At 66.0% G+C, this 19,897-nt stretch carries 22 protein-coding genes and 1 pseudogene; 14 read left to right on the plus strand and 9 right to left on the minus strand.

Annotated features, from left to right (window positions below; all coding sequences use genetic code 11):
* Positions 1-56: 56 nt before the first annotated feature.
* Positions 57-1,490: an aminobutyraldehyde dehydrogenase gene (locus tag NL1_RS04820; RefSeq protein ID WP_067834706.1), complete on the minus strand. Its 1,434-nt coding sequence runs from the start codon at positions 1,488-1,490 to the stop codon at positions 57-59.
* 1,061 nt (positions 1,491-2,551) lie between these two features.
* Here NL1_RS04820 and NL1_RS04825 point away from each other — a divergent pair.
* Both NL1_RS04825 and NL1_RS04830 read left to right on the plus strand, forming a co-directional pair.
* Positions 2,552-3,283, plus strand: coding sequence for a hypothetical protein (locus NL1_RS04825; RefSeq protein WP_067834708.1), 732 nt, complete (start codon positions 2,552-2,554; stop codon positions 3,281-3,283).
* Between the two features lie 45 nt (positions 3,284-3,328).
* Complete coding sequence (locus NL1_RS04830; protein WP_067834781.1) at positions 3,329-4,144, plus strand: transporter substrate-binding domain-containing protein; 816 nt, start codon at positions 3,329-3,331, stop codon at positions 4,142-4,144.
* A gap of 44 nt (positions 4,145-4,188) precedes the next feature.
* On the opposite strand, the gene NL1_RS04835 is transcribed toward NL1_RS04830, so the two are convergent.
* From NL1_RS04835 to NL1_RS04845, 3 genes are all read right to left on the minus strand, one after another.
* Complete coding sequence (locus NL1_RS04835; protein ID WP_067834710.1) at positions 4,189-5,142, minus strand: 3-hydroxyacyl-CoA dehydrogenase; 954 nt, start codon at positions 5,140-5,142, stop codon at positions 4,189-4,191.
* Between the two features lie 78 nt (positions 5,143-5,220).
* On the minus strand, positions 5,221-6,093 hold the full coding sequence (locus NL1_RS04840) for an alpha/beta fold hydrolase (protein ID WP_067834712.1): 873 nt from the start codon (positions 6,091-6,093) through the stop codon (positions 5,221-5,223).
* Positions 6,090-7,568 carry a flavin-containing monooxygenase gene (locus NL1_RS04845; RefSeq protein ID WP_067834715.1) on the minus strand — a complete coding sequence of 493 codons (1,479 nt, stop codon included), beginning with the start codon at positions 7,566-7,568 and terminating at the stop codon, positions 6,090-6,092. Before NL1_RS04845 ends, NL1_RS04840 begins: the two co-directional genes overlap by 4 nt.
* Before the next feature lie 128 nt (positions 7,569-7,696).
* Here NL1_RS04845 and NL1_RS04850 point away from each other — a divergent pair, with 128 nt between their 5' ends.
* Positions 7,697-8,713 (plus strand): AraC family transcriptional regulator, encoded by a 1,017-nt coding sequence (locus tag NL1_RS04850; RefSeq protein ID WP_067834717.1) that lies wholly within the window; start codon positions 7,697-7,699, stop codon positions 8,711-8,713.
* Positions 8,714-8,750: 37 nt separating this feature from the next.
* On the opposite strand, the gene NL1_RS04855 is transcribed toward NL1_RS04850, so the two are convergent.
* Positions 8,751-9,395 carry a dihydrofolate reductase family protein gene (locus NL1_RS04855; protein WP_067834719.1) on the minus strand — a complete coding sequence of 215 codons (645 nt, stop codon included), beginning with the start codon at positions 9,393-9,395 and terminating at the stop codon, positions 8,751-8,753.
* Positions 9,396-9,452: 57 nt separating this feature from the next.
* Between NL1_RS04855 and NL1_RS04860 the strand changes: the two genes are divergently transcribed.
* Entirely contained in the window at positions 9,453-9,992 is a 540-nt protein-coding gene (locus tag NL1_RS04860; RefSeq protein ID WP_067834721.1) for a winged helix-turn-helix transcriptional regulator, read from the plus strand.
* An 18-nt stretch (positions 9,993-10,010) separates the two neighbouring features.
* Here NL1_RS04860 and NL1_RS04865 read toward each other — a convergent pair whose 3' ends face one another.
* Positions 10,011-10,754, minus strand: coding sequence for a hypothetical protein (locus NL1_RS04865; protein WP_067834723.1), 744 nt, complete (start codon positions 10,752-10,754; stop codon positions 10,011-10,013).
* Positions 10,751-11,674 (minus strand): ABC transporter ATP-binding protein, encoded by a 924-nt coding sequence (locus tag NL1_RS04870; RefSeq protein WP_067834783.1) that lies wholly within the window; start codon positions 11,672-11,674, stop codon positions 10,751-10,753. The genes NL1_RS04865 and NL1_RS04870 overlap by 4 nt, the downstream gene beginning before the upstream one ends.
* 107 nt (positions 11,675-11,781) lie before the next feature.
* Here NL1_RS04870 and NL1_RS04875 point away from each other — a divergent pair, with 107 nt between their 5' ends.
* From NL1_RS04875 to NL1_RS04890, 4 genes are all read left to right on the plus strand, one after another.
* Positions 11,782-12,933 (plus strand): sensor histidine kinase, encoded by a 1,152-nt coding sequence (locus NL1_RS04875; RefSeq protein WP_067834725.1) that lies wholly within the window; start codon positions 11,782-11,784, stop codon positions 12,931-12,933.
* A 5-nt stretch (positions 12,934-12,938) separates the two neighbouring features.
* On the plus strand, positions 12,939-13,625 hold the full coding sequence (locus NL1_RS04880) for a response regulator transcription factor (protein ID WP_067834785.1): 687 nt from the start codon (positions 12,939-12,941) through the stop codon (positions 13,623-13,625).
* A gap of 124 nt (positions 13,626-13,749) precedes the next feature.
* A complete protein-coding gene (locus NL1_RS04885) occupies positions 13,750-15,276 on the plus strand; it encodes an FAD-dependent monooxygenase (RefSeq protein ID WP_067834727.1) in 1,527 nt (508 codons plus the stop codon).
* A gap of 451 nt (positions 15,277-15,727) precedes the next feature.
* Positions 15,728-16,402: an L-2-amino-thiazoline-4-carboxylic acid hydrolase gene (locus tag NL1_RS04890; RefSeq protein ID WP_067834729.1), complete on the plus strand. Its 675-nt coding sequence runs from the start codon at positions 15,728-15,730 to the stop codon at positions 16,400-16,402.
* A 167-nt stretch (positions 16,403-16,569) separates the two neighbouring features.
* On the opposite strand, the gene NL1_RS04895 is transcribed toward NL1_RS04890, so the two are convergent.
* Together NL1_RS04895 and NL1_RS38075 are read right to left on the minus strand one after the other, a co-directional pair.
* Positions 16,570-17,190, minus strand: coding sequence for a hypothetical protein (locus NL1_RS04895; protein ID WP_084510313.1), 621 nt, complete (start codon positions 17,188-17,190; stop codon positions 16,570-16,572).
* Position 17,191: 1 nt separating this feature from the next.
* A pseudogene (locus tag NL1_RS38075) lies at positions 17,192-17,378 on the minus strand (IS256 family transposase); the annotation flags it as partial.
* Between NL1_RS38075 and NL1_RS40380 the strand changes: the two are divergent.
* The 6 genes from NL1_RS40380 to NL1_RS04920 all read left to right on the plus strand — a co-directional run bounded on the left by NL1_RS40380 (position 17,316) and on the right by NL1_RS04920 (position 19,828).
* Entirely contained in the window at positions 17,316-17,738 is a 423-nt protein-coding gene (locus tag NL1_RS40380) for a DUF3885 domain-containing protein (protein ID WP_422615827.1), read from the plus strand. The pseudogene NL1_RS38075 and the gene NL1_RS40380 overlap by 63 nt on opposite strands.
* Positions 17,739-17,876: 138 nt before the next feature.
* Positions 17,877-18,269, plus strand: a complete 393-nt coding sequence (locus NL1_RS04905; RefSeq protein ID WP_067834735.1) for an Rv0313 family protein — start codon at positions 17,877-17,879, stop codon at positions 18,267-18,269.
* A gap of 106 nt (positions 18,270-18,375) precedes the next feature.
* Positions 18,376-18,726: a hypothetical protein gene (locus tag NL1_RS04910; protein ID WP_067834737.1), complete on the plus strand. Its 351-nt coding sequence runs from the start codon at positions 18,376-18,378 to the stop codon at positions 18,724-18,726.
* A complete protein-coding gene (locus NL1_RS04915) occupies positions 18,723-19,178 on the plus strand; it encodes a MerR family transcriptional regulator (protein WP_067834740.1) in 456 nt (151 codons plus the stop codon). The genes NL1_RS04910 and NL1_RS04915 overlap by 4 nt, the downstream gene beginning before the upstream one ends.
* Positions 19,168-19,467 (plus strand): hypothetical protein, encoded by a 300-nt coding sequence (locus NL1_RS37275; RefSeq protein WP_156094661.1) that lies wholly within the window; start codon positions 19,168-19,170, stop codon positions 19,465-19,467. Before NL1_RS04915 ends, NL1_RS37275 begins: the two co-directional genes overlap by 11 nt.
* A 25-nt stretch (positions 19,468-19,492) precedes the next feature.
* On the plus strand, positions 19,493-19,828 hold the full coding sequence (locus NL1_RS04920; protein ID WP_067834742.1) for a YnfA family protein: 336 nt from the start codon (positions 19,493-19,495) through the stop codon (positions 19,826-19,828).
* The last annotated feature ends 69 nt before the right edge of the window (positions 19,829-19,897 follow it).

Consider the following 19,897-nt stretch of genomic DNA (forward strand, 5'->3'; position numbering starts at 1 on the left):
CGGACCGCTCGGCCGAATTCCAGTCGGGAGTCGACCGCGAGATGACGACTCGGACATCAATCGATCTTTGCCATCACATGCTTGACGCGGGTGTAGTCCTCCAGCCCGTACATCGACAGGTCTTTCCCGTGCCCGGACGACTTGAACCCGCCGTGTGGCATCTCGGCGATCAACGCGGTGTGGGTGTTGATCCACACGCAGCCGAAGTCGAGCGCGGCCGACACGCGGAGCGCTCTGGACACGTCCTTGGTCCACAACGACGACGCCAGCCCATACTCGACGCTGTTGGCGTATCGGATCACCTCGTCTTCGTCGGTGAACGATTGCACGGTGATCACCGGGCCGAAGATCTCGTTCTGGCTCAGCCGGTCGTGTTGCAGCAGCCCGCCGATGACGGTCGGCTCGACGTAGTACCCATGGTCGCCTTGCCGGTGCCCACCGGTCACGACCGACGCGTGATCGGGAACGTCCTCGAGGAAGGCGAGCACACCCTGGAGTTGGGCGGCGTTGTTGACCGGTGGCACCCAGGCATCCTCGTCATCGGCGGCCCTACCGAACGTCGTTGTCGCGTTACCGGCCTGCTCGGCCAGTGCCGCGGTCAGATCATCGGCCACCGACGCGTGACCGAGCACCCGGGTGGCCGCCGTGCAATCCTGTCCGGCGTTGAAATAGCCCGAGGCCGCAATACCTTTGGCGGCAGCAGCGATATCGGCGTCGGGGAACACGATGACCGGTGCCTTGCCGCCCAATTCCAGATGCGTTCGCTTCAGGCGGCCCCCGGCCGACTCCGCGACCGCACGTCCCGCAGCCACCGAACCGGTGATCGACACCATCGCCGGGGTCGGATGCGCTACCACCGCCGCGCCGGTATTACGGTCACCGGTAACTACGTTGAGCACGCCTGGCGGCAGGTGCCTCGAGGCCAGTTCGGCCAGCATCACCGTCGTCACCGGCGTGGTGTCGCTCGGTTTGATCACCACGGTGTTGCCCGCCGCGATAGCGGGAACGAATTTCCAGATTGCCATCATCATCGGGTAATTCCACGGTGTCACCTGCCCGATGACACCGACCGGCTCGCGGCGGATCCATGATGTGTGGCCGGCCAGGTATTCGGAGGCCGACTTGCCCTCGAGTACCCGTGCCGCCCCCGCGAAGAATCGAGTCTGGTCCAACATCTGCGGGATCTCCGCGGCCAGGGTGAGGTGGTTCGGCTTGCCGGTGTTGCGGCCCTCGGCCTCGACAAGCGCGTCGGCGGCATTCTCCAACTCGTCGGCGAAATCCAGCAGCGCCTTCTGGCGGTGCGACGGCGTCGTGCGCTTCCAGTCTCTGAATGCCTCAGCCGCCGCCGCATAGGCGTTGTCGACGTCCTGCTCGGACGATACCGGCGCGGTGCCGTACTGATCGCCGGTGGCAGGGTCGACGAGCGTCATCGTCGCACCGCCGACCGGATCGACAAGCGCGCCGTCGATGAAGTTCTGAACCACTGTCATGATGCCTCCTCGGTCGCTCTGTTCGGTCGGCGATTCTCCGGCGTGGGAAAGTTCCGTATCCCCGATATTCGCTTGCCATTGCCGGTGACTACTTTTTCATCAACGTTTCGACGTTATCGACACCAAATGGACTGAGCGTACCCCTCTTGTTGCCGCTGAGGACGACACAGCCAAGCCTTTCTATTTGCGGCGAATACCCCGTTTCGATGTCACTACTTCGTCTCGATTCAAGTCTCGGAAGGCCGAGGTCGCCCAATTGGGCCTGTCCTGCGGCGCTCGGGGCTGTCCTGACGTTCTGTCCGCTGGGTTATGAGATTCCTGCCCGTTGGATGGAAGGATCTGCGCCCGTGCCGATGCTCGACCGCGACGAGGTCATCAGGAATACAGCGACCGGGTCTAGGCGGCCACCTTCCAGGCTTCTCACTCCTGTGCCATCGAATCCTGTTGGCATAGCCTGCTATTCGTCACCACCGAAGTAGGACAGAGCCGGAGACTGGACAGCCCCTTCGACCGACGTTGACACCCGGATTCGAGAGACCGACCAGGATGTGAAAGTGGTTGTGCCGCTGCCTGTTTGCGAACAAATGGTGACCTGTTGGCGGCATTATGGATGTCGGCTGGTTTTCGGGGTGTGGTGCTGTAACGATGGGGCGGCTCGGGGTTCGAATTGCTCTCGAATGGAGTGGTTGTGATGGCTTCAGGACAGTCGGTGTGGCGGGTGGTGGTGCCCACCGCGGTGACCGCAGGGGTGTCAACGGGGCTGGCGGTAGCGGTGAATTACGCGACCGGCGGTGATCGTTCGGTGTGGATGTGGGTGGCTGTGGTGGTGTTGACCGTGGGGTTTTCGCGGCGTCGCTTTGGACTCAGCGGGCCCAGTCCGCACCCGCGGCGGCCCCAGATCCGGTGACTGGTGTCTATCTGCGGGATGTGCGAGCTCGCAGGGATATGCGGTTCAAGGGGATCCGCGTACCGGGGGCCGTCTTCAGAGCGCACAAGGTGCGTTCCGGTCGTGATATGTCCGTCGAGGACATCGACGCCGGTCGCGGTGATGCCTCACACCCATGAGCCGAAACAGCGAAGCCGCTCCGCAGACTCCGGCCATCTCCTTACAGAAGATCGACAGCCGGGACGTCAATATCACCACCAACCATTATCAGGAGATCACCACCAACCATGATCGGGAGCAGATCGCTTCCGGGAGATATTGGATGCTGCCCCTCCTCCCGCTGGCGGTGCTTGTCGCAGCGTTCGTCTACCACCTGCCGGGGAGCGGCTGGCAGATGGGTTGTTACCTGGTCCCCGGCATCCTGGCGCTCATCTCGAGTTCGGCCTTCCCTGCGATCAAGGGTAACTGGCGCTGGATTGCGCTATCGGCCACCGTGATCCTGGCCGTGACGAGTGGCGTTCAGTTGGTCTGGGCATTGGATCACGGCGATATCGACGTGACCGGGCGAGTCCACCAGTCGTCCGATCAGCCACTCGCTGAGGGTAGAACGCAGACTCTGACCGTGGACATTCCCACGCAACGCTCCAGCCTGGCGATCAGCTTCCGGCTTTCCGAGCATCACCGGGAACAGATGTGCGTGCCGCACACCAGGATTCAGGTCAACACGCGCCACGGCTATGCCGCTGCACCCCTGATGGACGGCCAGGTGCGGGTGGCGGAATACGAGGCGGCGACGATAGTGCTCCACCGCGGCCGGACGGAAGTGGAGCTGAACGTCACCGTCGTCACCGACAAAGGCTGTGAAGTCGATCTCCAGGTCGACAAGGCGATCCTGACGGATAGGTGAAAGGGAGACATGTTCACGACTTCGTGCCGACGCTGGATCGCGTCGTTGCTCATCACGCCGACCCTCCTCCCGGTCGGTTGCGGTACCGACAACCAACCCAGCTTGTTCACCCAGAAGCGGTTGGTCGTGGGTGTCAAGAACGACCAGCCAGGCACCAGCGTTTGGGAGACGTACAAGCGCACCGGGTTCGACATCCTGGTGGCGTACCACGTCGCCAACGCGGAAGGCGTTGCCCGCAACAAAGTCGTCTACAACGACATCGCCTCGAGCGATCGCGTGCAGGCGCTCCTGGATGACCGCGTCGATCTGGTGATAGCGACCTTCTCGATCACTCGCGAGCGGATGGAGCAGATCGATTTCGCCGGGCCGTACGCGGTCACCCACCAGGGCTTCCTGGTCCGCGGGGACGGCCCCGAGGTCAAAACGATCAACGATCTGAATGACAAGACCGTCTGCACCTGGAAGGGGACGACTTCCGAGATCGTGCTGGGGAACTACAAGAACATTCACACCCAGGTGATGGAAGACGCGCAGACCTGCATCAGCGCACTCGCGAACGGCACCGTCGACGCGGCCTCCACCGACCAGCTCATCCTCTACGGCTTCGCCCAACAGAACCCGACGCTCGAGGTAGCCGACGTGACCATCGGCGCACCCAACTACTACGGAATCGGCATCAGTAAGGAACATCGGGCCGACTGCCGGAAACTGAGAGATGCCCTCTTCAACTATGTGACCAGCAGTGACTGGCAACGTGACTTCACCGAAGTGTTCCAGGGACTGGCAGGCAGGTGGATAGATTTCCGTCCGCAGGTACACGACATCGATTCCTGGTCGTGCAAGGACAAGCCCCCGAGCTGACCCGACCCGCCGACTCCGGCTCAGCTTCTGTTCGAGTCCTGACGCTACGTGAGCATTGCGCGTGCCGCGATGTCGGAAGCACTCGATTTCGGTGGTACGGAAAGGAAGTCGGGATCGGCGTAGGCGGGTTCCGGATAGCTGTAGTAGCCCTGCCCGGTCTGCAGCCCGAGCTTGCCCTGGTCGACGAATTTCTCCTTCAGATAGGCGGCGTTGGCGAGCATCTGCTGGTCGTCGTTGTGCGCTCCCCAGTAGGCGAGCACGTCGTAGACGGTCTTCATGCCGATCACGTCGAGCGTGCCCATGGGTCCGCGTGCGGCGCCCCGGTTGACGATCATGTAGGTCCGGTCGACGTCCTCCGGTGTGGAGACACCGTTGGTGACGAGTGCTTGCGCGGCGTTCAAGAGCGGGACCAACCAGGTGTTGAGTACGTATCCATGCTGCTCCCGGTGCACCGGAATGGGAACCATGCCGATCTCGATGGCGAATTCCGTGATCTGCGTGAGGGTGTCGGCGGCCGTACCGGGATGAGCCATGACCTCGGCGACGTTCAACGCCCAGATCAGGTTCGCGAAGTGCAGCGCGCAGTACTTGTCCGGACGGCCGGTGGCCTCGGCGAAGTCGCGAGGCAGCAGCGTCGAGGAGTTCGTCGCGATGAGTGTGTGGGCGTCCAGCAGGCCTGCCATCTCGGCGTACACCTTCGTCTTGACTTCCGGGATCTCGGGGACGGCTTCGATCACGAGGTCCTGGCCGGCCACTGCCTGCGCCAGATCGGTGGTGTAGGTGAGCCGGGCTTGGGCATCGGCCACATCCTGCACCGACGCACCGATCTCGGCGAGATAGATAGCCGCGTACTGGCCGTGAGCTCCGCGGCAGAGGTCCAGCGCTTCTTCCGAGATGTCGTAGACGACAACAGTTTTACCCATGAAGGCCGAATGCCAGGCGATCTGTCCGCCGAGAACTCCACCGCCGAGCACGGTGATCTTGTCGAGCGTTGACATGGATGTCTCCTCTGATTGATTTTCTTGATTCGAATTGCTGCAAGCGCTTTCGCGGCCTCGGGCGAGCTCGACCGAGACCTACCCGCGCCGGGTTCGGCTCCCGGCCGTTGCGGCGCTGGCGAGAAAGGCCAGTACGAGCTGGGCGAACTTATCGGGGCACTCGATCTGCGGCATGTGGCCGAAGCCGGTGAACAGGTGGGTTTCGGCGTGCGGCAGCAGCTGACGTGCGGTGACCAGGTGGTGCGCGGGTAGGACGCGGTCGAGGTCTCCCCAGACAGCCAGAGTCGGTCGAGGATGCTTCGCGACGGCCGCGATCAGCTCGGTCCGCCATTCGCTCCTGACTCCCCGGCCGGTCGCCAGCGCACGGGCGGTCTCGTACATCACGTCGCCGGGGTCGGGCTGCTTGGCGATGGCGAGGGCGTGGTCGATCCGTTCCTTCGTGACCAGCGACTTGTCGGCGAAGATCAGGCGCTCGGTCATCTCCGCCGCGAGGCGGGTGGTGTGCCGAGTCGCCAGATACCCGATGCCGGGCACGGCGAGCAGCCGCAGCGCCATGGCGACCTCCGAGCCGAATCCCGCACTGTTGACCAGCACGAGGCTTGCCACCCGTTCCGGCTCGAGGGCGAGCAGTTGCATGGCAACGGCACCGCCGAGCGAGTTTCCGATGACGTGCAGTCGCCGCCCCTCATCGAGGGCGGCGAGTGTTTCCGCGACCTCGCGGGCGAGCACCGGCAGCGTGATGCGTTCCCGAGGACGGTCCGAGAAGCCGAACCCGGGAACGTCGAGGGCGATGACTCGGTGAGTTCGGGCCAGTCGGGGAAACTGCGGTGCCCAATCTTCGAGGCTGCGGCCGATTCCATGCAGCAACAGGACAGGCGGTCGGTCGGGATCGCCGTCGATTCGCACGCGAACGCGTCGACCGTCGAGCGATATGTAGGTCGGCGTGCTCATGCCATCGCACCTTTCAGCGCGGGGGCTTCGAACCGAAGGATGCCGTCGTCGATGGGGTCGTCGAGGAGCATCTTGGAGTCCTGCTCGTAGTGCATCAGAACTTTCCACGGCGGCTTGGATCCTTGACGCGGCAGTGTGTTCTTCGCGCGTTGTACGTAGCCGGACTCCAGCGAGTCCAGAATGCCGTCGTCTATCGCGGAGTTCTCGATATCGCGGGGTGTTGCCACGGTGTGGCCGTGATCGTCCATGTGCTTGAACAGACGACACAGGTAGGCGCCTGCGATGTCGGACTTCAGCGTCCATGGGGCGTTGGTGTACCCGAAGACCCAGGCCATATTGGGAATGCTCTCCACGAGCAAACTCTTGTATGTCATCTGGTCGTGCAGTTCGTGCGGCTCACCGTCCACGGAGAGCGCCATCCCGCCCAGCATCTGGATGTCGAGACCGGTGGCGGTGACGATGATGTCGGCCTCCAGTTCCCGCCCGGACTGCAGCAGGATGCCCTTTTCGGTGAAGGTGTCGATCTGATCGGTGACGATCGAGGCATCGCCCGACGCCAGCGTCCGAAACAGATCGCCGTCGGGCACAGCGCACAGCCGCTGGTCCCACGGCAGGTAGCTCGGCGTGAAGTGGCTCATGTCGACGGAGGTGCCGAGTTGCCGTCGCACCTGCCAGAGCAGGAACCGGCGCATCTGACGGGGCCAGCGACGGCAGGCCAGGTAGAGCTGACGTTGGATGACGATGTTCCGTTTGCGACCCATCGCATACACCCAGTCCTGCGGGAGGAACCGACCCAGCACTTGGGAGATCTTGTCGAAGGCGGGCAGTGAGAAGACATACGACGGGGAGCGCTGCAACATGGTCACGTGCTCGGCGTCGCGAGCCATGGCCGGCACGAGGGTGACGGCGGTGGCGCCACTGCCGATCACGACGACCCTCTTGCCGGAGTAGTCCAGATCTTCCGGCCAGTGCTGAGGGTGGATACACCGGCCGCCGAACCGCTCCATGCCAGGGAAGGCCGGGAGGTAGCCCGCGTCATAGTTGTAGTAGCCGGTGCAGCTGACGAGGTAGCCGCAGGTGAAGATGCGCGTCTGCCCGGTCGCCTCGTCCAGGGTGGTCACGGTCCAGCGGGACTCGGGTGTCGACCAGTCCGCGGTGACGACTTTCAGGCCGTAGTGAATCTTCTCGTCGATGCCGAACTGCTTGGCGGTGTCCGCGATGTACTCCCGGATCGACCCGCCGTCGGCGAGTACCGTCAGGTCGCGCCACGGACGGAACTTGTACCCGAAGGTGTACATGTCGGAGTCCGAACGAATGCCGGGGTAACGAAACAGGTCCCACGTGCCGCCAAGCCGCTCGCGTCGCTCCAGCACGGCGATGGTCTTGTCGGGGAAGGCAGCCGCCACCTGCGAGGCCGTACCGATGCCAGACAGGCCGGCACCGATGATCAAGACGTCGAAATGTTGTGCGTTCATGGCTTCCTCTTGCTTCTGCGTGCTGTGTTCACAAGACGTTGTAGAAAGAGGATGACTGTGCGACGCGTCACATATCTTGACAGTTCCCGACAGACTTTTATCATTTCCCGACACGAGGAGGTGGTCGCATGGACACTGTGATCCGGGCCGCAGCCCTGTTGGGGTACGGCGAGCTGGTAAGGGACCTCGGTGCTGACCCGGAGCCTCTCTTGTCGCGCTTCCACATCCAGCCGGGCGTCGAGTACCAGGAGGACGCGTTCGTCTCCTTCCAGGCGACCGTTCGCCTGCTCGAGGCGAGCGCTGCCGACCTGGATTGTCCGGACTTCGGGCTTCGCATGGCACGCTGGCAGGGCCTGCACATCCTCGGACCCATCGCGGTGATCGCGCGGAATGCCCAGACCGTGCTCGATGGACTGGAGTCGATCGCGCGCTACCTACACGTCCATTCCCCGGCGATGAAGCTGACGGTCGCGCGCACTACGGAGGCCGACCTCAGGTTCACTTACGAGATCACCGAGCCGCCTCCCCTGGAGATACCCCAGGGGTATGAGCTGAGCATCGCTGACGCCGTTCGCATGATTCGCCTCCTCGGCGGACCTGACGCGCGCCCCAGCTCGGTCTCATTCGTGCACGGCCAGCTGGGCTCGGACGCTGCCTACCGAGAAGCGCTTGGTTGCACCGTGCTCTTCGGGCAGCCGTCGTGCGGGTTCGAGCTGCCCCTGGAATTGGCAGACAGGAGTATCCAGGGCGCGGACGCCGAGACCAGGCGCATCGCCACGAAATACATGGAGGCCCAGTACGTTCCGAGCAGTGCGGCGCTGTCCGAACGCGTGGCCGAGCTGGCCCGTAAGCTGCTGCCCACCGGCCAGTGCAGCGCCGAGGTCATCGCTGACGAGCTGGCGATGCATCCGCGGACGCTGCAACGACGCCTGGCCGACGAGGGTCTGAGCTGTCAGGAACTCATCGAGCGGGTACGCCGCAACCAAGCGGCGAGATACCTCGCCGAACCAGGGTTGCACCTCAGCCAGATCGCGGGCCTGCTCGGCTACGCCGAACAGAGCACCCTCAACCGCTCATGCCGACGATGGTTCGGGATGACACCGAGGCAATACCGAGCGGACCTGCCGCCCGGGCGGACGGTGTAGCGAGAGCCGGTGATGCTCTCGGGCCACGCCGCAGAAACTATCGGCGCCAGAAGAAGTGGTGCACTACCCCGCTCGGGCTCGGGATCCGTTCCAGATGGAATCGGTCCACGAGTTCGTCGGGGCTGGTCCACAGTCGTTCGCCGCGACCGAGTTCGACCGGTGCGACCGCGATGTGCATGGTGTCGACGAGGTCGGCGTCGAGGAACTCCCGGACCGTGGCGACCCCGCCGCCGATCCGCACGTCCTTGCCGCCGGCGGCTTCCAGTGCCTGCACCAAGGCGTCCTTCGGGGATGCGTCGAGGAAATGGAACGTGGTGTCTCCCAGCGTGAACGAGGGCCGCACATGGTGGGTGAGGACGAAGACGGGGGTGCGGAACGGAGGTTCTTCTCCCCACCAGCCCTGCCAATCGTAGTTTTCCCATGGCCCGCGTTGCGGTCCGAACTTGTTGCGCCCCATGATCTCGGCGCCGATATTGCGACCCCAGTCGCGGGTGCAGTAGTCGTCCAGGCCGTAGGTGCCACCGGGTTCGGTTCGGGTGGGCGCGTGCGCGGTGGCGCCCGACCATGCGAACAGCGCGGTCGGATCGGCGTGGCCGAAGGGTTGTTCCAGGCTTTGGCCCTCGCCGGAGCCGTATCCGTCGTTGGACAGGTTGAAGTTGTGGACTCGGACCAGCTGTGTCATCGGAACCCTTTCTGGTTGCAATATGCAATCAGTTGTCACGGTAGCTAAACTGATCTCATGCTGCAACCAGTTGTCGGCGACAAGCTGCCGGTGCCTCCGGGCAAATCGGGGTGTCCGATCAATATGACGGTCGAGCTCCTAGGGGACCGGTGGAGCCTGATCGTCTTGCGCGACATCATGTTCGGCGGCAACACGCACTTCCGTGAACTGCTCTCGGCATCGATCGAGGGCATCGCGTCGAACATGCTGGCCAGTCGCCTCGCGAAACTCGTCGACGCGGGCCTGCTCTCTCGCCACGACGACCCGAGTCACCGCCAGAAGGTGGAATACCGGCTCACCGAGGCAGCCATCCAGCTCGTCCCGGTGATGGCTCAGCTGGGCGCATGGGGGGCACGCTGGTTGAACACCGCACCGGAACTGACCGTGCGCGCCGAATTGCTCGCAGCCGGTGGGGCCCCGCTGTGGGAGCGATTCATGGCCGAACTCCGCGCCACCCACCTGCGCGGAGAACCGGCATCCACCGAGGGGGTGCTGGCAGAACTGACTGCCGCCTACGAAGCAGCTGCTGAGCGCGGACGTGGAGCCACGCACCGCTGAACGCTCACCAGGAACCGATCAGAGGTCCCGGCGGCGCAGCGCTGTCCAGCCCGCGCCGATCGCGGCCGCCGTCCATCCGGTGGTGACAGCGAGACCGGCCCAGGGGCCGAGAGCTTCCGACGGGTGTAGCAGCAACATCTGTCGGCCTGCGCGGTCGGGCAGATAAGAGACGATCGTCGTGCTCGCACCCACGTCGCCGAGGGTGAACGACAGCAGCAGGACTGCCGGGGCCAGGATGCCCATGGCCAAGGCACCGCTGTTCAGCAGCATCGCCACTCCGGCGGCCAACAGTGCCAGCAGTGCCAGGTAGGCCGCGCAGCCGAACAGGGCACGCCACGCCACCGGATCCCCGAGCCCCGGGTGTGGGACCTCCAGAACCGGTTGCGCGGCAAGGAAAGAAACCAGTCCGCTCACCGCTCCGACGGTGAATACCACGGCGCCCAGCACGATCAGCCCGGCGCTGAAGAACAGCCCGCGGCGCGGGACGGCGGTCAGCCAGACCCGCTGACCGTTGTCCCGGAGCTGTGCCGCAACCCAGGTGGCGCCGAGACAGATTGCGACGACCTGTCCGAAGTTCATGCCGTAGAACATGATCGAGAGCGCGTCGAAGTCGGGCCGGTCGGCCTGCTCACGTCCGAGTGTCGCCGCGCCCACCGCGGAGAATCCCGCAGTGACGGCGAACAGCAAGAGCGCAGTGGCGAGCAGTGCGGGCAGCGATCGGAATTTGAGCCATTCCGCGCGCAGCAGCGTGGTGAGGGTCATGCGAAATCCTTCGAGCGAGTGGTGAAATCGGCGGCGTGGGCGGTCAGGGCCAGGTAGGCCTGCTCCAAGGAGGCTTGTTCGTCGGCCAGTTCGAGGATCGGCACACCCGCGCCGATGAGGAGCGGGCCCAGTCGCTCCGCACGCTCACCAGGCACCAGCCAACTGTCACCGTCTCCCGGAATGGGTTCGGTTCCATTGCGGGACAGCGTGTCTCGCATCAGCGCCGGATCGCTGCTGCGAACGCGGACACGGGTACCGCCGTGTCTTCCGACGAAATCGTCCAGGTCGGTGTCGGCGAGCACCCGGCCGCGGCCGAGCACCAGTAAGTGATCCGCGTAGGACGCTGTTTCGGTCATCAGATGGCTCGACACCAAGACGGTGCGGCCGTCGCGGGCCATTCGCCGCAGGGTTTCCCGCAGCCAGACGATGCCTTCGGGGTCGAGACCGTTGGACGGCTCGTCGAGCATCAGGACCGGCGGGTCGCCGAGCAGGGCGGCCGCGATGCCGAGCCGCTGCCGCATACCCAGCGAGAACGTGCGGATTCGCTTGCCCGCCACCGACGTCAGGCCGACCTCGTCCAGCACCAGGTCGACACGCCCCGCGGGTATGCCGTTGCCGATCGCCAGTGCGAGCAGATGGTGGCGGGCGGTTCGGGCCGGATGGGCCGCGCCCGGATCCAGCAGGGCGCCCACCAGTCGCAGGGGTTGTGGCGCGGCAGCGTAGAGCTGTCCGCCGACGGTCGCGGTTCCGGCCGTGGGCCGGTCCAGTCCGAGGATCAACCGCATGGTTGTCGACTTTCCGGCTCCGTTCGGGCCGAGGAAACCGGTGACGCGTCCGGGAGACACCGTGAAGGTCAGGTCGTCGACAGCGCGGATCTCGCGGTATTCCTTGGTGAGTCCGCGCGCTTCGATCGTGGTCATGTCTTCAGCCTCGCCGGGCACACCGCGGCGCGCGTCCCCCGTCGGTGCCGGATGGATCCCCCGGATGGGGGAGACATACGACCGCACCAGCCTGCGACGATGGGAGGGTGTTCGCTCCGCTGCGGCCGCTGACCGAGACGGCGACCTATACCCGCGCCCTGCATTTGTGCCTGCCGCTCTCCGCGGTGGCGATCTCGTCGTTCATCGACCCTCGGCGACCGTATGTGCTGGCGCTGCTGGCGGTCCCGGTTGGACTGCTGCCGGCGACCCGGCTGGCCGAGGGAATTCAGGCGCGGCTGCTGCTCACTCCGCGCGAGGCGGACCGATCCGTGACGACCGCGCCGGCGACCACCTGGGCGGATCGCTGGCGGACAGTGTGGTGGCTGGAACTGAGGCTGGCGTGTGCCCTGGTGCTGCTCGCGGTCGGCGTCGCCTCGGTCTGGGTGTGCGCCGACCTTGTTCGCGCCGCGGTCGGTGCCGCGCCCACCCGTGACACGCTCCTGGAACTGTCGCCACACCCATCGTGGATGCTGCTGGTCCCGGTCCCGGTGCTGATCCTGATGGCCGCCGTGGTGGCACTCGGTGAGCTGGTCACCGTCGCGGCGCGGTGGTTGCTCGGTCCTTCGCACGGCGAGCGCATGCGGCTGCTGGAGGCGCGTACCGAACAGCTGCTCGAGCACAATCGGATCGCGCGTGAACTGCACGACTCCATCGGCCACGCGCTGACCGCGATGGTCCTGCAGGCAGGCGCCGCGGAGACCGCCGCGGATCCGGCCTTCACCGCTCGCGCGCTGCGCGCCGTGGCGGATACCGGCCGGGCCGCGCTCGATGATCTCGATCGAGTTCTGCGGATCCTGCGTACCGCCGAGGAGCCGTCCTTCGAGAGCCCGACGCTGGCCGCCGCGGGCGCGCTGGTGGACTCCGCGCGTTCGGCGGGGGCTGCGGTGCGGGCCGAGGTCACCGGGCCGGTCGACGCGGTGCCGGGACCGATCTCCCGGGAGGGCTATCGAATCCTGCAGGAGTCGCTGACCAATGTGCTGCGGCACTGCGGCCCGGTGCCGGTGTGGGTTTCGGTGCGGGCCGACGACACCCGGCTGGAATTGCTGGTGCGCAATCCGCTCCCGGATCGCCCCGGTACCGAGCGGCCGGGCAGCGGTCTGCTCGGTATTCGCGAGCGGGCCGAACTACTCGGTGGCCGAGCGATTTTCGGGCCGCACGAGGGCACTTGGCGGCTGCACGTGGAGATTCCGATCCGGTGACCGGCGTGCCTGTCACCGTCCTGCTCGTCGACGACGAGCCGCTGGCCCGCGCCGGGCTGCGAGCCATTCTCGACGGACAACCCGGGATCGAGGTGATCGGGGAGGCCGCCGACGGAATCGCGGTGCTGCCGATGATCAGACGCTCGCGGCCTGCGGTGGTGGCAATGGACGTGCGGATGCCGCTCATGGACGGCATCGAAGCGACCAGGGCGATCCTGCGCGCGCTGCCCGATCCGCCCAAGATTTTGATGATCACGACCTTCGAGAACGACGACTACGTCTACCGCGCCCTGCGCGCCGGGGCGGATGGATTCCTGTTGAAGCGTGCCCGTCCCGACGAGATCGCGAATGCGGTTCGCACTGTGGCGCAGGGGGATTCACTGCTGTACCCGGCGTCGATCCGGGCGCTGGCGGTCGGCCGCGGCAATGCCGACGCGCGCGCGGCCCTGGCCGGGGCCGCGCTCACCGAACGGGAGCAGGCCGTGCTGCGTCACCTGACCCGGGGCATGTCGAACCTCGAAATCGCCGCCCGGCTGCTTGTGAGTGCGGAGACGGTGAAAACGCACGTCAGCGCAATTCTGGCCAAGCTGCGAGTGCGCGATCGCACCCAGGCGGTGATCCTCGCCTACGAATCGGGTTTCGCCGAAGCCGGTTCGGACCACGCCACGGAGCTCAACCGAGGACGCGGGTAACGAGTACGGCGAGATTGTCTTCCCTTCTCAACATATAGCTCACCGGGGGCCTTGCCACAAGACCCGGGGTGTGCCGCAGAATTGCCGACCTGAGCCAGAATCTGCGGACATTTGGGAGTAACGCGTGACCGACATCGACGTGATCATCGTGGGCGCCGGCCCGGCCGGGCTGACGCTGGCCGCCGAATTGAGCTTGGCCGGTGTGCGGCCGCTGGTGCTGGAGAAGCATCTGGAGCCCCGAGACGTCCCGAAGGCCAGCGGTATCGCCGGTCGGATCCTGGACGTGCTGCACTACCGCGGGATTCTGGATCGCTTCGAAGCGGCCAGCAGCGATCCGCACGTGGCCGCCCGATTCCCTTTCGGCGGAACGCATGTCGACTTCACGCAGCTGGCTGATCCGCCGATGCGGGCGGTGCCGCTTCCGCAGCGGGAGATCGAACGACTACTCGGTGAACGCGCCCGCGAACTCGGCGTCGAGATCCGCCGCGGACACGCGGTGGTCGGGGTGAGCCAGGACGAGGCCACAGTGACCGCAGAAGTGCACGGGCCGGACGGACCGTACCAGCTGACCGCCCGATACCTGGTGGGCTGCGACGGCGGGCGCAGCCGAATCCGCGACCTGGCGGGTATCGGGTTCCCCGGTACCACCTATCCGGAGGTCAACCGGGTCGCTCAGGTCTGCGTGGGCGATTCGGTCACCGTGCACGACAATGGCGACATCGATGTCCCAGGGCTGGGCCGGCTTCCCTTCGGGTTCAACCGAACCGACCGCGGCATGTTCGCGTTCGCCCCGAACCCGGGGGGTCTGTTCCTGCAAACCGTCGAGGACGACACCGCCGACTACGACGATGACGAGCCGCTGACACTGACCGAGCTCGCGGACAGTGTGCGCCGTGTGATCGGCGTGGATCTGCCCATGTCGGATCCGAAGCGCCTGTCGCGCTTCACCTTCAAGGATCGGCAGGCCGAACGGTACCGGAACGGGCGGATCCTGCTGGCCGGCGACGCGGCGCATCTGCTGCCCGCCACCGGCACCGCGCTCAATGTCGGCATGATCGATTCGGTCAACCTGGCTTGGAAGCTGGCCGCCGACGTCCAGGGCTGGGCTCCGGCCGGACTGCTGGATACCTATCACGACGAACGCCACTTCGCCGGTGCGCGGGCACGGCTGCAGACCCGGGCGCAGGTGGCGCTGCGGCGCGGACACGACGAGGCCGCGGACGCGCTGCGCGAGGTCTTCCAGGAATTGCTCAGCGACGAACCAGCTCTGCGCCGCATCGGAGCGCTGGTCGGCGGCACCGACATCCGCTACCCGATGCCCGGCGAGCACGCCCTGACCGGCGTCTTCGCAGCCGATCTCGCCCTGCACACCGACAAGGGCACGACGAGCGTCGCCGAACTCATGCACGCCGGACGGCCCGTATTCCTCGACCTGGCCGACCGCCAGGAACTCCGCGAGATCGGCCGGGAATGGGCGCACCGCATCGACATTCGCACGGCCAAGACCGATGATCAACCGGCCGACGCCCTGCTGATCCGCCCGGACGGCCACATCGCCTGGGCCGCGACGATCGGCGAACCGGCCGATACCGCCGCACCCACGCTGCGCGAAGCGCTGTCGCACTGGTTCGGCGCAGCGGCCGTCGCGTAATCCCGCGCGTCCCACCGCATGCGGCTCGACCAGTGGCAGTAGCGCCACGAGGATCGCGACGCCGGTCAGCGGAAGGAAGTCGAGGCCGACCTGCGGAGAGGAGGATGCCCACCACCAGCAGCGGTGGGCTCCACCTCGGGTGCTGATCTCGCCGGCCCAGCAAGACCGTGAGCTCGCGCCTGCGGGTCTGCATCGCCTGCTGTCGGTCGGTCTCGGTCAATCCGCTTGCCTGCCAATGACGGTCGCGCTCGGAGCTGGCCGAATGGGATGGACTGGACAGCCGGTGGGCGCTGTGACATCTTGCTTGTGTTTGGAAAATTTGCATATCGTCGGCGCCAGGTAGGTCGGTGGAGCGCGTCGGCGTGCTCGTTCGGTTGCGAGCACGGCTGACTGCTGACCGCAGGTGTATGGCTGTGTTTCGGGACCGGGCATGTCTCGAAAGGACAGACACATGGACACCGACCATTTCGATCTCGCCGCTGGCGATTACGTTCCCGATCCCGAACGAGATACGGCACTGATCGTCGACGCCTTCTTTGCCAGCATCGCGGCGACTGCGCGCGACCACGGTGTTGCCGACGATCCGACCGGTGAGCTGCGCATCCGCCTCACCGAACTGGAGGCGGCGAATGCCGACCGGATCGTCGACGAACCCGCGCGTTACAACCTTCGAATGACCCTCGCCCTGGTCGTCGCCTATCGTTTCCTCGCGCCGCGCATCGGCCGCGAGCCTGCCGTCAGCGCGGTGCGCCGGGCCCTGGTGGAGCCCACCGGATCGGCCGTGCAAGCTGGCGCCAGGGCGATGCTGGATGCGGCCGCCGATCCGTTCGCGGCCATGGCCGACGTATCCAAGTCACGCGAAAAACACGCGTTCGGAGCTGGTTTCGGCTTCGAACGCCCAGTCGATGACGATCACCAGTACCACGTGCACGTCGTGCGCTGCTTCTATCACGAGGTACTGGTAGCGCATTCGGCCGCCGAACTGACCCCGGCGATGTGCGCCTTCGACAGCAACTGGATAGCGGCCATCGATCCGGACAAGCACGGCTTCCGGTTCGACCGCGCCACCACGATCGGGCTCGGGGGCCGCCACTGCCCGTTCCACTTCGACCGAGTCTCTCAGTAGGCCCCTCGCGGCCATCCACCCATCTGCTGTGCGACGGCAGTCAAGCGAGTGGGTGGCCGCGGCGGGGTAGTGCGATAACCGGGCTTGGTGCTGGCGGCGACGCCGCCAGCGTGACCAGCCCCAGATGTGATCGGCGGGATTGAGCCGGGTCAGTACGAAAGCGATTGTCAATACCTGTGGTTCGAGAGTTTTTCCAGCCAGGGATGGCCGGGGTGCACTCGTGATAGCCACCCGGACAGTCGGGATCGCCGTGATTGGTCCATTGCGGGGAGCGCGTGTAGGAAGTCCGTCTCGTCTTTGGCTCGCCGGGCTTTCGCTTTGAACAGGAGTACGACCTCGGGGATCACGTAGGGGATGCCGTCGGCGGTGCGGAGAATCAGTTCGTCGTAGGGCAGGGTGATCGAGGCGTCGCGGCGGCACACCCATCGATCGCTGCGGTGTGGCTCGCGGAACACGTCGAGTCGATATAGCCCGGTCGCCGGTTCGCGCAGCCATGTCTGATGCTGGTTGTCCGCTTCCTCGGGGAACGGCCAGGCGTGCCCGTCGCCGACGACGTCCCATTCGTAGCCGGGGAACGCGTCCACCATTTCGGCGAATCGTGCACGCGGAACTCCGATTTCGAGATCGGAGTGGTCACGTCCGAGGCCGCCGACGAACAGATCCAGCGCCCACCCGGCTGCGACATACCAGCATGGCGGGGTGCTCGACAGCCGTTCGGCGGCTTCGGCGGGAGTCCATGCTTGCCAGAGCTGGTCGCATTCCTCGACGGACAGCGGGCGTCCGGCCATCTCAGGCGGCCTCCTTCGCATCGGATGGGTCGACTGGTCGTTCCACGAGCTTGCCCCTTCTGGAAGACGGCTCCGGTGCGGACGAGAGCGACCAGGTGCGGGGCGTTGACAGCGCGCCAGCGAGCCTGAGCGGCCTCGATCAGCTTGAACGCCATCGCGAGCCCGGCCGCGCGAGAGCCCGGCCCTCTTGCGATTGGTCCGGCCATCCTGAGCCAGACGCGCGGCCCGACAACCACACACGGTGGCATCCCCATGCCGGCTACTGGACCTCTGCCTGTAATGATCCGACCGAGACCGATGCCGAGTTCGTCTCCTACATCCACCTATTCGTCAGCCAGATCTCCTGGCAGCGCCGCGCTGTAGACGACCTTCTGCGCGCCGTAGCCGACGACGCCACCGCGGGGGTCATGATCGCTGGTCTGTCCTTGGAGCGGATTCACCATCCCTACGACGGCGGCATGGATGTTCTGCTGCCCACTGCCGCCGAACGTGACGCGATCGCGCACCAGCATGCGCAGTGGCTTTCTCATCACCCTGAAGGTTTCTGAGTTTGTCATCTATGACGGCTGTCCTCAGATCGCCCGCACATTGGGAAGCGTGACGGCGTCGAGGTCGGGCGTGGCGAAGTCGACGTTTCGCGAGGACACTGAGGACGAAGCGCCCAACTCGTCCCCAGGAGACATGCGATGCCAACCAACGGGCCTTTCGGCATCGATCCGGAAGATTTCGAACGCGCACTGCGTGGGGCGGGAACCGAGCTCCGCGACCTGCTCGGGAAAGCCAGCGAATATCTGGATCGCGTAGATACCGCGAGCGTCGGTTCACTGGCGTCGCTGCTCGGTCAGTTCGTCCAACCGGAACGGCCACGTCCACCGAAACCCGAGGGTGAGACCACCGGTGAGACCGGCAGCGGGGTGTGGGCGATCTACAGCATCGACGACACCGGCGAGGCCAGCGTTGACCAGGTCTTTCCGAGCGAGCTCGAGGCCTTACGCGCGCATCGCGACAACACCGATGATCGCCGTCGGGTGCGGTTCCTGCCCTATGGGGTTCCGGTAAGTGTGTTGGATGTGCCCTGACGGCGCTGTTCTTGGACACCTCGGCGCCCGGATGGGCGCGGTTGTGCCGCGGATTTCGCTGGTTGGGGTTGCATCCGGTACCTAAGTACAGGCTTACCGTGGCGTCATGACGATGATTACGCCTTCTTCCGGGGACCGGGTGCCGGACGCGTGCACCCTGCCCACCGCCGAGCGACCGGTCCGGGTCGCCGAGTTCGACCGCTTCTTCGCCGAGTCCGTGCAGCGTGCCGATCGGTTGGCGCGCACGCGGCTGGATCTGCTGCTGGCCGCCGACGCCGAACCGGCCGGCCGCGATCTGGCTGCCCGCGAGTCGGCCTGCTGCTCGTTCTTCGCCTTCACCTTCGATGCCACCGCCGCCGGGCCGGTGATGCGCATCGAGGTCCCCGATACCCAGGTCGAGGTCCTCGACGCGCTCGCGATGCGGGTGGACGCCGCGCTCGGCGGGGACCGGCGATGACCGGGTTGCGCACCAGCCAGCTGGCCGCGGCCGCCGGGGTGAACACGCAGACGTTGCGCTACTACGAGCGCCGCGGGCTGCTCGCCGAACCGGACCGATCGTTGGGCGGGCATCGGCTGTATCCGGAGCAGGCGCTGACGGTACTGCGGGTGATCAAGGCCGCCCAGCGACTCGGGTTCACCCTCGATGAGGTCGCCGACCTGCTCGATGGCACCCACTTCGGCGGCCGCCGTACCGATTCCGGGTTGCAGGCCCGGGCGGCGGCGAAGCTGGCGGAGGTCGACGCCGAGCTCGCCGAGCTGACCGCGGTGCGCGACACCCTGCGTGCCGCGCTGGCGGCCGGCTGCGACGACCTGATCGCCTGCAGCGAAAGCCCCTGCTGCCCAGTGCCATTCACCGTCGACCACGACAGCGACCGCGTCACCGGCGCGGGAGGCGACTGTGGCTGCTGAACCCGCCATCGGTTCGCGGCGCTGGTGGGCGCCGATCGGGCTGGGCGCTGCCATCTGCCTCGGCTGCTGCCTGGCTCCGATCCTGATTGCGACCGGAGTCCTCGGCGGCGGGATCACTCTGCTGAGCCAGTCATGGCTGGAACCGCTCGGCTTCGCCCTTATCGCCGCCGGAGTCGCGGGACTGATCTGGTCACGCGCCCGCCGCACCGAATGCACCAGCGGGACAGGCTCATCCGCTGCCTGCACGGGCACATCATGTGGCTGCACCACCACTCCCACCACGCTCTGAGCAACGGTTCGTAGAGTCAACGGCCATGACGGTATTGCATTCGATCCTGCTATTCGTCTTGGCCGCTGTCGCCGAGATCGGTGGCGCCTGGCTGGTCTGGCAAGGGGTGCGTGAGCACCGCGGCTGGGCCTGGATCGGCGCCGGTGTCATCGCGCTGGGGCTCTACGGATTCGTCGCCACCCTCCAACCCGACGCCCACTTCGGTCGCATCCTCGCCGCCTACGGCGGCGTCTTCGTCGCGGGATCGCTGGCCTGGGGCATGGCCCTGGATGGATTCCGGCCCGACCGCTGGGACGTCACCGGCGCTCTCATCTGCCTGCTCGGCGTCGCCGTCATCATGTACGCCCCACGAACCACCTGATCGACACGACCGCCCGGCCACCGGCCGCTTGGCTGGCTGAGCAGATGAAAGTTGATGCAGGCCAGGTTC

Origin of the sequence: Nocardia lijiangensis NBRC 108240, from assembly GCF_001613045.1 — a bacterium.
Taxonomy (GTDB): domain Bacteria; phylum Actinomycetota; class Actinomycetes; order Mycobacteriales; family Mycobacteriaceae; genus Nocardia; species Nocardia lijiangensis.

What these genes read in the sequence shown, in the direction of transcription:
- NL1_RS04855 (WP_067834719.1), bottom strand. Translation starts at nt 9,395, where the DNA reads ATGACACAGCTGGTCCGAGTCCACAACTTCAACCTGTCCAACGACGGA.
- NL1_RS04920 (WP_067834742.1), top strand. Translation starts at nt 19,493, where the DNA reads ATGACGGTATTGCATTCGATCCTGCTATTCGTCTTGGCCGCTGTCGCC.
- NL1_RS04850 (WP_067834717.1), top strand. Translation starts at nt 7,697, where the DNA reads ATGGACACTGTGATCCGGGCCGCAGCCCTGTTGGGGTACGGCGAGCTG.
- NL1_RS04845 (WP_067834715.1), bottom strand. Translation starts at nt 7,568, where the DNA reads ATGAACGCACAACATTTCGACGTCTTGATCATCGGTGCCGGCCTGTCT.
- NL1_RS04835 (WP_067834710.1), bottom strand. Translation starts at nt 5,142, where the DNA reads ATGTCAACGCTCGACAAGATCACCGTGCTCGGCGGTGGAGTTCTCGGC.
- NL1_RS04890 (WP_067834729.1), top strand. Translation starts at nt 15,728, where the DNA reads ATGGACACCGACCATTTCGATCTCGCCGCTGGCGATTACGTTCCCGAT.
- NL1_RS04895 (WP_084510313.1), bottom strand. Translation starts at nt 17,190, where the DNA reads ATGGCCGGACGCCCGCTGTCCGTCGAGGAATGCGACCAGCTCTGGCAA.
- NL1_RS04870 (WP_067834783.1), bottom strand. Translation starts at nt 11,674, where the DNA reads ATGACCACGATCGAAGCGCGCGGACTCACCAAGGAATACCGCGAGATC.
- NL1_RS04865 (WP_067834723.1), bottom strand. Translation starts at nt 10,754, where the DNA reads ATGACCCTCACCACGCTGCTGCGCGCGGAATGGCTCAAATTCCGATCG.
- NL1_RS04820 (WP_067834706.1), bottom strand. Translation starts at nt 1,490, where the DNA reads ATGACAGTGGTTCAGAACTTCATCGACGGCGCGCTTGTCGATCCGGTC.
- NL1_RS04905 (WP_067834735.1), top strand. Translation starts at nt 17,877, where the DNA reads ATGCCAACCAACGGGCCTTTCGGCATCGATCCGGAAGATTTCGAACGC.
- NL1_RS04840 (WP_067834712.1), bottom strand. Translation starts at nt 6,093, where the DNA reads ATGAGCACGCCGACCTACATATCGCTCGACGGTCGACGCGTTCGCGTG.
- NL1_RS04910 (WP_067834737.1), top strand. Translation starts at nt 18,376, where the DNA reads ATGACGATGATTACGCCTTCTTCCGGGGACCGGGTGCCGGACGCGTGC.
- NL1_RS04860 (WP_067834721.1), top strand. Translation starts at nt 9,453, where the DNA reads ATGCTGCAACCAGTTGTCGGCGACAAGCTGCCGGTGCCTCCGGGCAAA.
- NL1_RS04825 (WP_067834708.1), top strand. Translation starts at nt 2,552, where the DNA reads ATGAGCCGAAACAGCGAAGCCGCTCCGCAGACTCCGGCCATCTCCTTA.
- NL1_RS04915 (WP_067834740.1), top strand. Translation starts at nt 18,723, where the DNA reads ATGACCGGGTTGCGCACCAGCCAGCTGGCCGCGGCCGCCGGGGTGAAC.